We start from the raw sequence: 11,438 nt of genomic DNA on the forward strand, positions 1-11,438 counted from the left end.
ATTAGAGCGGTTTTCGACCGTTCTGAATCGGTCTGGGATTCCCTTCGGGCGCGATTTCTGATTCAGAATCCGTGCTGGTGAAGGAGGCCGGCATGGATGGCTCTTTCGATGGATTTGCGCACTCGGCTGTTGGCAGCGGTGGACAGTGGATCGAGTTGCCGTGCTGCGGCGGCCCGGTTCGGTGTTGCACCATCAACGGCGGTCCGTTGGCGGGCACAGCAGCGCGAGACGGGTGACATTGCCCCAAAGCCGCGCGGCGGGGATATGCGCTCGCGGCGGGTGGAAGAGCGGGCAGCGGACATTCTGGCCATTTGGGAGGAGCGTAGGGACATCACCCTCGAAGAACTACGTCTGGCGCTTGCGGACAAGGGCATGGCCGTTTCCGTGGCCGGGCTACATCGCTTTTTTGTTCGCCGTGGCCTGACGCGCAAAAAAAGACAGGCCATGCGATAGAGCAAGATCGACCAGACGTCCTGAAACAGCGTCAGGACTGGTTCGAGGGGCAACTCGATCTCGAACCGGAGCGCCTGGTCTTCATCGACGAAACCTGGACCGCCACCAACATGACCCGCAGCCACGGTCGTTGCCCGAAAGGCGAGCGGTTGCGGATGGGCTTCCCGCACGGCCACCGCAAGACCACCACCCTGGTCGCTGGCCTGCGCATGACCGGCATGGTCGCGCCTATGGTGCTCGATGGACCGATCAACGGCGACTGGTTCGAAGCCTACGTCGCTCAGGTCCTCGTCCCGGAACTGCGGCCCGGCGACGTCGTCATCATGGACAACCTATCGAGCCACAAGCGCGCATCGGTGCAAGTGCTCATCGAGGCCGCAGGCGCAACCCTGCGCTTTCTCCCGCCCTACAGCCCCGACTTCAACCCGATCGAGAAAGCGTTCTCCCGCCTCAAGGCCATGCTCCGCAAAGCGGGCGAGCGAACGGTCAGCGGCCTGTGGAGCTTGATCGGCAAACTCGTCGATATCTTCCAGCCTCAGGAATGCGCCAACTACTTCAGATCGTGCGGCTATGAACCAGAATGATCGAAAACCGCTCTAGGGGGTGCCGTTGATCTTGGAGGAAGACTCGATGTCTCTTCACGTGAAAGATCCCGAGGTCGAGCAAATGGCGCGGTTTAGCTACCATACAGGGGATCGGCTTAACTGAGGCGGTTCGTCGTGCGTTGCGGCATGAGCTCGCGCGGCAGGGCGCGGCCCTGTCGCTCGTCGAAACGGGTTTAGCCTTCGTCAAATTTTTGCATTCAAAGTCTGGCCCTCATGCAGGTAAGCCAGCAGACAAGACCCACATCGACGACCTTTATGGTGACCACTGATTGGAGTGACTGCCAGGTTCAGCGATACCTCGCCGACCTGGAAGCGATGGGTCTCATCCGCCGCATCGAGCGGCGCTCCAGCCATCGCGGCAAGATTTCGAATGAATACGACCTCCAAGGTCTGGTCGATAAGTTTGCGGAGATCGAACCCGATTTCCGGGAAGCGGGTGAGCATGCGCGCCAGGTCCGAAAAGCCGCCGCTCGGCCGGGACTGAAAGGTCGGCGCCAGATCGCCAAGGTGGCGAAGGCGGCAGGTGCATGAATGGCCGCTCGGCTCAACAAGAAGATTCTATGTTTCGTCGACGAGTACGGGACGGCCGGGGTAGCGACTTTTCATCTCGGCGCGGTCTTCGTTCTCGCCAACGAAGGGGGGCATCTGGACAAGCGCTTCAGCGTGAGCCGCCCCGAAAGGCGGCTCAGAGATTTCTTGCGGGAGTGGTGGCCGGCAACCAGACTTTATGGGTCTGGGTAGCCACAGCGCTCGCTCAGCACAGGGCCAAGACAAGTCGCCTTACAAGTCTCCCTGGTACGAGATCTGCATCGCAGTTTCTAGTACTCTTCCGGACACGCATGTCCAGTACGGGCGCATCTCCACCCTTCAGGCCGCTCAATCCAGCCCTTGGCTGACACGGGCATGGAGGTCGGGGCCAACACGGCTGAAACCCAGCAACCGCGCGGCCGCGCGAATGAGCACAGCATCCTCGCCACCGGGATTGTCTTCCCGAGCGATCCGGATGGCCGCCCGCACTTCCATCACCGATATGGCATCAGCTTTGAATGTGGCCCCGCTCTCGGCAGAACGATCGCGCACGGGCGGCTCAGCTCCCTGCGCTGTGGTGAACCAGAAATCCTCACGGTCGCTTTCGAGCTCGGCGCTTTGGCGCTTGGCGGCCACCAAAGCCTGGCGCGTTGCCTCGACGATGCGCCGCCCTGAACTTTTCTTGCCGAAGGCGGCAGCGACGCGGCGTGCGATCTCGTCGACATGGACCGGGCCCTCAATGGCGATCACGTCGAGGATCATTGGAACCAGCATCGATGGCGGCGCTTCATGCGGTTCGATGCTGCTAGAGGCCCACGGTCGCGCGCGGACGTAGGCTGGCATTACCCGGTCGACAGCGGCAGGCAATTCAATGCGCTCCGGTTCCTCTGCCTGCGAGACTGGCGCGATCGGGACGTTCGCGCCCGATGTGACAAGCTGTCCGAGATCTTGTTCTCTGGCTGCCTCAAGCGCTGCGCGAAGGCGTTCGACCTGACGGCTCCGGTCATAAAACCAGTCGGTGCTCCAGATGCGGTGGAACCTCCATCCCAGATGTTCGAGCACATCTTGACGAAGTCGATCGCGTTCGCGCGCCCAGAGTGCAGAATGGTAAGTGGCGCCGTCGCATTCGACGGCCAGCAGATAGCTGCCCGGTCGATCGGGATGACGTACGCCGATATCGATGCGGAAGCCCGCCGAGCCTACTTGCGGATCGGCCAGGTACCCGAGGCTGCGGATCACATCCGCGACGTCCTCTTCGAAAGGAGTGTCGGGAAGTTCTCCGGTGAGTGACGGTTGTTCGATGGCGCCCGATTTCGCGTACTCGAGGAAGCGCTTGAGAATGCGCGGTCCGGGCTGGCTGGCGCGACTGACGTCGAGTTGGCTAGGATCGAACGATGCGAACACCTCGCACCGCAGACGTGCCCGCGTAAACAGGACGTTCAAGCGGCGTTCGCCGCCTTCGCCGTTGATGGGGCCGAAGCTCGCGCCGGACATGATACCTCCGGGCACAGTAGGGCCATAGCCGACGGTGACGAGAATCACGTCGCGTTCGTCGCCCTGTACGTTCTCGATGTTTTTGACGAACAGATCCTCGGAGCGACCTTCGCGGAGGAAGGAATCAAGCGCGCTGTCATCCCGGCGGGCCTGTTCCAGAAGTTCAGTGACGGTGTTCTTCTGTGCATGACTGAACGTGACAATGCCGAGCGATAGATCGGGCGTCTTGCGCGCATGTTCCGCCACCCGCTGGACTAGGGCCTCGCCTTCGAGGCGGTTGTCGCGGCGCCCACCGCGATCATAGGCGCCGGCAACTTGGGTAAAGATCAAGCCGTAAGCAGGATCCCGCTCGAGCGGAGAGGGCGGCAAGACGAGGCCACCGTCGTAGAATTCAGCGTTCGACACGCGCATCAAAGAGGGGTCACGCGAGCGGTAGTGCCATTGCAGCATACGTCCTGGCAGCCCGCGCGCCTCGCACAGGGTCAGTATGCTCTCCGACGAGCCCAGTGCTGCCGCGCCGCCGAGAAGGTCTTCGGTCGGCTCGGTTTCGCCATCATCATCGAAATCATCTGCGTCGCCGTCGCCATCGGCGAGCAGGCGGTCGAAGAACGAAGATGGCGGAAGCTGTTTCTTGTCTCCAACCACCACAATCTGGCGCGCGCGGGCGATGGCGCCGAGGGCATCTTCCGGACGCACCTGGCTCGCTTCGTCGATTACCAGCAAGTCAAACGACACGACGCCCGGCGTCAGAAATTGCGCCACGGAAATAGGGCTCATCAGCAGCACCGGCTTGATCCGCTGGATCGCGGCCGGCGCAGTGCGGAAGAGCTTGCGTAGCGCCATGTGCTGCTGCTTTTTGCCGATCTCGCCGCGCAGCACCTTCATCTCGCCCTGAGCCCCTTGAGGGAGCTGAGCGAGGTGATCCGCCAGGATGGAAACGACGCTGTCCTTGAGGCGCGCACGTTCCAGTCGAACAAAGTCTTCGACTAAGGCATGACGGTCGAGGGTCGCCACCTCTTTTAACGCCGGATTGGTCGCCAAAGCAGCATTCCAGAGCTGTTCGGCGCGGGCGAATTTCAACTCGATGGTCGCGGTGCTAGCGTCGAGTTCGCCTGTCGCCATGCGTTCCGCGAGGCTGGTCATGCCGCGTTCGTCGAGCGCTTGGCGAGCTTGGCAAAGTGCCGCCCACTCGCCGTAACGCGCCGTGGCATTGGCCATGGTGCCGAATACGCCGCCCACGACCGACAGATCGGCGTCGGCGTGGGGCGCTCCAAATCGGCGCTCGTCAATTTTCAAACTGCGCACGATCGTTGCTGCGCGATCGCTGGCGCCGTTGGATTGGGCATTGAGGTTTGCAAGGTGGCGCGCGCGCGACGGCACATCAGTGGCCATCGCCACGATCCGATCGGGTGTCGGAGTGATTGCGCCCTCGGCGACGCGCGAACACCATTCGACAACACGTGCGGCATGGGCAAAGTCGGTCCTCTCGCCCCGCCAGTCGTCCCCGAGCGCGGCGGCGAGCCACGTTTCGTCTTGGCTCCATTGCCGGCGAAGCGTTTGGACTTCTGCCAATTGGTCGACAAGCGAGAGGCGTTCAACGGCAGCGGAGGGCAGGGGGCCGCGCACGATTCCGGCCAGCGCCCGCGAAGCGCCGCGATAGGCTCCGCCCCAGCGCGCAAAGAATGACGCGGCGCCCGCCGCGAGCGGACCGCGAAGTGTCGAGACGTCGGCGTCGAACGCGGAATCGATGAACACGGTAGCAGCGTCATCGTGGGCACGGCGCCACGTTTCGCCCAAGCCGATGCCTTCGCGCAGCCGGCTGCGATCGGTGATGGTTAGGAAGCGAGAGGCGAGTGCAGCATCTGCCGGCTCGAAGCCCTCGAGCCGGGTCAGTAGATCGCAGACGGGTTCCACAGCGCCGAAGTTGCGCGGCGTTTCGAGGCCGGCCGCAGACATTGGTTCATCAAGCACGGTCCGCAGGGCGTTCGCTGCATCCGCCGCCGCCGCAAGGTCCTGACCAAGGCGACTGACTGCGACCGGTTGCAGGTCGATTGCGCCGACCCCGTCGAAGGGATGGAGCGCCTGCGGTCCTGCAGCGGCCAGCAGCGCGCCGTACCGAGCGATAAGTTCGCATACAGCCGTTTCGTCGTCGCGGGACATGGCCACGACGGCGCCGGCATCGAGCGTCGGCATCGCCGCGCCCATTCCCAGGTAGCGAGCCTGTCGGCCCAGCACGCTGAACGGGGTTTCCCCGCTGCTACCGATGGGAGCATGAAGAGCGTCAGCCAGGTCATTCAGGCGGTCACGCGCGCCGCGCAGGGCCTCGGGCGCGGAAGGAACGGCGAGCACCGCCTGGCCGGCGGCTAGCGTGCGGCCGAGTTCGGCGTGTACGGCCCTCTTGTTGGCGGTCTTTGAGTGGAGTTCAAGGATGAGGTCACGCAGGCCGACCTTCACCAATCGGTCATGGACCACCGACAGCGCCGCCATCTTCTCAGCAACGAACAGGACGGTTTTGCCTTCTTTGGCGGCGGCGGCGATGATGTTGGTAATGGTCTGGCTTTTGCCGGTGCCGGGCGGGCCTTGGACGACAAGGTTGCGGCCAACCCGCACCTCTTCGATGACTTTGGCCTGGCTGGCATCGGCATCGACAACATGGAACAGTTTGTCGGGCGAGAGCACGGCGTCGAGCCGGTCCTCGGGCCCGAACAATGGGGTTTCTTGCGCGAAACCTTCGTGCAGCAGCCCTTGGGTCAGTTCATGCGATTCAAGCGCATTTTCGGGCCACGCCTCAAGTGCCAGGTCGCGATACATGAGCAGTTTGGAAAACGAGAAGAAGCCGAGCTGGATCGCGTCGCGATCCACTTTCCAGCCCGTTCGCTCGGCAATGATTGTCTCGACCTGGGCGTGGTAATCGCTTGGCTGCCAGCCACCCTCGTCAGCTTCGAGTTCCGGCAGGCGAATGCCGAAATCATCGAGCCAGCGTTGCTGGAGCGGTAGGTTAGTCATCATATCCTCGGGCCGGAGCCTGAGGTCATATGTCGATCGACGCTGATCGCGGACGAGTTCGACCGGCAAGAGCACGAGGGGGGCTTCGCGTACGACTCCAGAGTCTTTGTCTTCGAACCACGTCGCAAATCCGAGCGCGAGGTAGAGGATGTTGATCCCCTGCTCCTCTTCAGCGGTCTTCGCTTCGCGGGCGATCTTGAGGAGCTTTTTGGCGAGCCCGTCGGGGCCGAGCCGCGTCTCCAGCTGATTGTCGGTGTAGCGCCCTTCGCCAATGCTTTCGCCGGCATCGTTTCCGAGGACGATCTCCCCCTCGGCAAGCTTATCATGGCCGAGAGCGCGGAAACGCATGGTGCGGCCGCCCGACAGGATCTCAAAAACATCGTCAGATCGCTCATTCACAATGTTCAGGACATTGCCGCGCGAGTTCGAGCGATTGACATGAACCAGACGATTGCGTGTACCGGTTTCGACTAGGCGCTTGCGCGTGTCATCGAATAGGCGCTGGATCGAACGGCTGCGGATAGAGTCGGGGTCGGCTTGAAGATCAGCGGTCAGATCGGTCATCGGTTACCATGTCTGGGAAAGTCGAGAGAGCCGAAATATTGGCCTCGGATTGTTAATTTGAGATTATCTTTAAGGGCTCGGCACCTTGGGCGAAACTCGTGCGTGACTCAATCCGTTTCGCTGCGTTCGCGATGAACATTTGGCTAACGCTCCCCTGATCGACGCTTTTGATAGCAGCCGCGCACTCGTGACATTGGTCGCGGCCGTTGGAAGGGTCAATAGCGACCCTTTCCGGCCGCTCCGCGCCCGAATTTCTGATCCCACCTGCAGACTGTCCGCTAATCTGGCAGGTTATGGGTTTGGTGCAAATTCCGGTGCAGGTTTCATGAACGCTAATAAAGAAGGCTTTCATCGGACGTCACGTGGCGGCAGGGTCGAATTTGCTGTGGGGCGTCTAAGTTATTCGACAGATGAAGGATTTGGAACTCCTTCGCCCGGCGCCAATGGTATCTCAGTAAAAGGATTTCTTACCGAAGGTACCGATATGTTCCAATATTCGAAAACTGTTATGGACCTTGGTTGCTAAATGTATCTTGAAAACAAAAGATTGTTACTTTCCGCTGGAATCGTGGCGTTTATACCTGCCTTTATGGTGGGCGTTTTCGTTGATCTAAAAAACTCCCAGTTGTATGGATACCTTTTGATATCCTCTATGGTTATTTCTGGTATTTCATCCTGCTTGGCATTTGTTACAGCATTGTCGACAAATTGTCCGAATTGCGGGCAAAGATACTTTTCACCCATCTTTGCGCTATTCTACGCAAAGAGTTCATGCCAGAATTGCGGCTATAAGGATACGAAGCCTTCAGAGTTCGAAGATGGATAGCAGAAGTGGCCCGGCTCGTCTGAACAGCCTTTAACGTCTGATAAGTGGATCGTCTGCGGGGCGATTATTCAAACTGACGCCCCGCAAGTCCTAGGTGTTTAGTCCCAGCATGTTGGTGTAAATTTGTCGTCATCACAGCGGAGGGAGCTATGGGCCAGATTCTCCACGGCAGCGCCAAGACTGATCTGCCCCCTTCTGAGTGGCCCACAATCTGTTTTAGATTTGGCCACGAAGGAGGAATGGAATGGCGAGGAAGCACAAGCCGGAAGAGATCATCGGCAAGCTGCGTGAAGCGGAGATCGTGCTGGCGCAGGGCGGAACGGTAGCGGATGCGTGTCGCCGGATCGGCGTCACCGAGCAGAGCTACTACCGCTGGCGCAAGGAGTATGAGGGCATAGCGTGGAAGGTACGCCAGACAACGCTAAGGACGAACATTAGGCGAACGTTTTCGGATTGAACGGGATCGGCTCTATTTCGCGGGGTCGCTCAAAAAGTCCCATGAGTAGGTGAACGTCTGATCGCATTTGACCGACGCTGGATCTCGGACCTCAAAGCGGTCCAGGACGCCTCGGTCGGCAGTCTGGCCCCTGAGGTTATCGCCTGACAACCATATTATGAGCCTATCTTTTCCATTTGAAAAGTCCGTGGCCCCGTAGATGGCGTAGCGGCCGCCTTGAGATGACACGCGGTAAATGCTCGTTTGCCCTTTCGATACAACAAGTCGTTTTCGTCCCCTGGCGGGTGCGAAAATCTCGCTCTCTCCGATCCTGAAGGCGCCCGATGGTCCTTCAACCGTTATGGCCATCGCTTCGGCTGATCCCGAAAAATCGGTAATCTTCTCGCCGTCGCCAAGCAGGAAGGTACTGTATTTGAAGCAAATGAGTTTTGGACCAACTACGGGTTCAGCCAATGGTTCGGCGCGCGCCAATGTCGATGAGCCAAGCAGGGCAATGGCCGTTACGATCGTCTTCAGCATGGCCGTTCAATCCCCATTCTGCGCATTTCCCGATAAATGGTCGAGCGGCCGATGCCGAGTTGCCGCGCCGCCTCTGTCGGGGAGATACGGGCTTCGACCAATTTGATGGCTGCGTCCACCTTGGCTATGTCGAGAGGCTGACGCCCAGGCTGCTTTCCCTTGGCGCGGGCGGCTGCGATGCCGTCCCTGGTCCGCTCGGAGATCAGCCGCCGCTCGAAATGGGCGATAGCCCCGAACACATGGAAGATAAGTTCACCGGCGGCCGATGATGTGTCGATCTTTTCCTCAAGGCTCAGGAGCGCGATGCCCTGGCCGCGCAACGTCTCGATCGTTGTGAGCAATTCGGCCAGCGAGCGGCCAAGCCGATCAAGACGGACCACTGCCAGCGTGTCGCCCTTGCGGGCGTAAGCGATCAGCTCGGCCAGACCTGGACGCTCCATGCTCTTGCCCGACATGACGTCGGTGAACACCTTGATGGCACCGGCCTTCTCCAGTCGCATGGTCTGGCCCGCCACATCCTGATCGCCGGTGCTGACGCGGGCGTAGCCCAGAATGCCGGCCATTTATAGTGTCTCCCAAACGGTCGTTCTGTGGACGCTATGAAGGGCGACCGTTTCGCCCCATCCAAATCCGTCCACATACTATGTCTCTTTACTCATGGCTGTCCATAGGCCCAGATGACCTTTTGTGGACGGGAATCGGCATGACGAAGCGCAAGCATCAGCTCCTGACCGAAAGCGAGCGCCATCAGATCCTCCCCATCCCGACCGATCGCGACCATCTGGCCCGGCTCTATACTTTCGAACCTGCCGACATCGAGATAATCGGCGCACGACGGGAGCGACGGAACCAGTTGGGTGTCGCGCTGCAACTCGCGCTCTTGCGCCACCCGGGCATCACACTTGCACAGCTGATACAGGACAGGGGAGCGATTCCCCATGATCTCGCCACCTTCGTCGCGGAGCAACTTGGACTGCACGTAACCGACCTGGCCAACTACGCGGCGCGGGATCAGACGATGACAGACCATGCCCGTGAGTTGGCGGCGCGTTTGGGTCTTCGGGGGCCGACCCGCGCCGATATTCCCTTCATGATCGAAGCGGCCGCGAAGATGGCATGGGCGACCGACAAGGGGATGACGATAGCGACCGGCGTCGTAGCCGCCCTTCGCGAGGCCCGGATTCTGCTGCCGTCCATCTCCACCATCGAACGTGCCAGCAGCGCGGGGCGCGCGCGTGCCCGCAAGCAAGCCGCCTATGCCTTGATCGCCGATCTCAGCGCTGAACAGATCCACGCCCTCGATCAGATCTTTGACGACGCCGGCGGTATGAGCCAACTAGCCTCTGTTATTCACCGGAGCGCAGGCTTTCGGCGTTCTGGACCTGACTTTTGTTGAGGGCGTAGCGAGGGCGAGCGTCTTCCCCGGCGCTTTTCACCGGTTCAGGATCGATGGGCTTTTCAAGGTTGACGGACGGGGCTCAGGCTTTGGGCGGCATTGCCGCGCTGGTTATGTCGGCGCTGGGCGGAAGCCGGTCGCGATAGCTTTGAAGACGCCGGCATCGGGGCATGCCGACGCGAAGGCGAGACGGATGCGCGAAGCGGTTTCGATGACGCGGGCAGCCACCTTGATGAGCCGCAGACGCAATGTCGTGAACTCAGCGGTGGCGAGCACGGTTGCCTTGGGGATGGCCTGCTGGATGCGCCACAGCAGCCAGTAAGCGGCGGTGTGGAGGATGAGGCGCATCTGGTTGGCGTTTGCCGAGCGGCACGAGGTGCGATCGCTGGCGAGTTGGGATTTGTGGCGCTTGATCAAGTTCTCGGCCTGGCCGCGCGCGCAGTAGAGCGTATCGTAGATGTGCTCGGCCGAACCCTGGGCCAGAGAGGTGACGACGTAGCGGATGTCCATACCCAGGATACTGGCCTCGATCCGGGCGACGACGCGGCGCTTGCAGTTCCAGCTCTTGGCGCCGTAGCGGGTCTCGGCATAGGCGCGCAGCACCGGATACTGGGTCTTGGCCCGCTTGACCGCGCAGGCATCGGCGGCAGCGACGATTTCGGGATCAGCACGCAGCGCAGCGTTAGTGGGCAGGCCGAACACGTAATCGACCCCGGCTGCTTCGCAAAAGCCCATGACTTCGGGGCGGCCATAGTGCCCGTCGCCGCGGATGGTGATGTGCGTTTCGGGCCAGTGCCGGCGGATGTGCCGGATCAGGCGCCGGATGTGGCCGGCCACTTCGGCGCCTGAGGGTGTCTTGCCGGTGCGCAGCAGCATGGCCACCGGCCGGCCAGTGGCGGTATCGTAAACATGGATCGGCAGGAAACAGCGCTCTCCATGATGACCATTCCAGAACGAGAGCTGCTGATAGCCGTGCACGACATCGCAGGTGTCATCGATATCCAGCGTTACCGCTGCCGGCGGGGCTGGATAACTGCCGCAGTAGATGTCGACCATTACCGCCAGCATCTTCGCCAGCTCACGCGTGGTCGGCGCATTCTCCCAGCGGCTCATGGTCGGTTGGCTGGCCAGTCCTGCGCCTGATCCTGGCAACTTGCCCAGCGCCAGGCGGAACCCCGGATCATCACGCAGAGCATCGAGATCGTCGGCATCCTCATAACCGCAGGCGATAGCGAAAACGCGGGCGCGCAGAATGTCATCGAGGCGATGGATCACCCGCGTCGGGTCCCGCGGATCGGCGATGCAAGCCGCAAGCCGTCGGCAGATCCCTATCATGCGCTCGGCCTGGGCCAGCAGCAGCACGCCGCCGTCAGAGGTCAGCCGCCCACCGTCGAACGCGGCGGTGAGCTTTTTGCCGCCAACCGCTGGAAACGAAAATCCCGGTGCGCTATCGTTGCTCTTGGCGGGTGTGGTCCGTGGCATAAATTGCCTCGCTGCAGGACTGGTCTAGACACCCATTTTCCTACCGCAAAGCAATCGCTTAAGCCACTCCCGCCAACCCGCTAAAAGCCGCCCGGTGAATATGATGGG

Annotated in this window: 7 protein-coding genes and 2 pseudogenes; 5 read left to right on the plus strand and 4 right to left on the minus strand. The window is 61.1% G+C overall.

Going from position 1 to position 11,438, the window contains the following annotated elements:
* The first annotated feature begins 96 nt into the window (after positions 1-96).
* The 3 genes from L284_RS47565 to L284_RS41095 all read left to right on the plus strand — a co-directional run bounded on the left by L284_RS47565 (position 97) and on the right by L284_RS41095 (position 1,589).
* Positions 97-1,037, plus strand: a protein-coding gene (locus L284_RS47565; protein ID WP_235054464.1) for an IS630 family transposase whose coding sequence is annotated in 2 segments (ribosomal slippage) — positions 97-442 and positions 442-1,037 — 942 coding nt in all. Because the reading frame shifts where the segments join, the coding sequence is not laid out codon by codon here.
* A gap of 140 nt (positions 1,038-1,177) precedes the next feature.
* Positions 1,178-1,327 carry a hypothetical protein gene (locus tag L284_RS49110; RefSeq protein WP_407635850.1) on the plus strand — a complete coding sequence of 50 codons (150 nt, stop codon included), beginning with the start codon at positions 1,178-1,180 and terminating at the stop codon, positions 1,325-1,327.
* Complete coding sequence (locus tag L284_RS41095; protein WP_152524722.1) at positions 1,272-1,589, plus strand: hypothetical protein; 318 nt, start codon at positions 1,272-1,274, stop codon at positions 1,587-1,589. The genes L284_RS49110 and L284_RS41095 overlap by 56 nt, the downstream gene beginning before the upstream one ends.
* 345 nt (positions 1,590-1,934) lie before the next feature.
* On the opposite strand, the gene L284_RS41105 is transcribed toward L284_RS41095, so the two are convergent.
* Complete coding sequence (locus L284_RS41105; RefSeq protein ID WP_021235229.1) at positions 1,935-6,650, minus strand: DUF3320 domain-containing protein; 4,716 nt, start codon at positions 6,648-6,650, stop codon at positions 1,935-1,937.
* A gap of 1,070 nt (positions 6,651-7,720) precedes the next feature.
* On the opposite strand from L284_RS41105, the pseudogene L284_RS41110 reads away from it, so the two are divergent.
* A pseudogene (locus tag L284_RS41110) lies at positions 7,721-7,873 on the plus strand (transposase); the annotation flags it as partial.
* A 72-nt stretch (positions 7,874-7,945) separates the two neighbouring features.
* Here L284_RS41110 and L284_RS41115 read toward each other — a convergent pair.
* On the minus strand, positions 7,946-8,452 hold the full coding sequence (locus tag L284_RS41115; protein WP_021235231.1) for a hypothetical protein: 507 nt from the start codon (positions 8,450-8,452) through the stop codon (positions 7,946-7,948).
* On the minus strand, positions 8,446-9,015 hold the full coding sequence (locus tag L284_RS41120; RefSeq protein ID WP_021235232.1) for a recombinase family protein: 570 nt from the start codon (positions 9,013-9,015) through the stop codon (positions 8,446-8,448). The genes L284_RS41115 and L284_RS41120 overlap by 7 nt, the downstream gene beginning before the upstream one ends.
* 140 nt (positions 9,016-9,155) lie before the next feature.
* On the opposite strand from L284_RS41120, the pseudogene L284_RS41125 reads away from it, so the two are divergent.
* A pseudogene (locus L284_RS41125) lies at positions 9,156-9,794 on the plus strand (DUF4158 domain-containing protein); the annotation flags it as partial.
* A gap of 165 nt (positions 9,795-9,959) precedes the next feature.
* On the opposite strand, the gene L284_RS41130 reads toward L284_RS41125, so the two are convergent.
* On the minus strand, positions 9,960-11,330 hold the full coding sequence (locus tag L284_RS41130; RefSeq protein ID WP_021235234.1) for an IS1380 family transposase: 1,371 nt from the start codon (positions 11,328-11,330) through the stop codon (positions 9,960-9,962).
* Between the last annotated feature and the right edge of the window lie 108 nt (positions 11,331-11,438).

The sequence above is a fragment of the Novosphingobium lindaniclasticum LE124 genome, from assembly GCF_000445125.1.
Taxonomy (GTDB): Bacteria; Pseudomonadota; Alphaproteobacteria; order Sphingomonadales; family Sphingomonadaceae; genus Novosphingobium; species Novosphingobium lindaniclasticum.

Excerpts from the sequence above, each read along its gene's own strand:
- L284_RS41095 (WP_152524722.1), top strand. The coding sequence starts at position 1,272 with ATGCAGGTAAGCCAGCAGACAAGACCCACATCGACGACCTTTATGGTG.
- L284_RS41120 (WP_021235232.1), bottom strand. The coding sequence starts at position 9,015 with ATGGCCGGCATTCTGGGCTACGCCCGCGTCAGCACCGGCGATCAGGAT.
- L284_RS41130 (WP_021235234.1), bottom strand. The coding sequence starts at position 11,330 with ATGCCACGGACCACACCCGCCAAGAGCAACGATAGCGCACCGGGATTT.
- L284_RS41105 (WP_021235229.1), bottom strand. The coding sequence starts at position 6,650 with ATGACCGATCTGACCGCTGATCTTCAAGCCGACCCCGACTCTATCCGC.
- L284_RS41115 (WP_021235231.1), bottom strand. The coding sequence starts at position 8,452 with ATGCTGAAGACGATCGTAACGGCCATTGCCCTGCTTGGCTCATCGACA.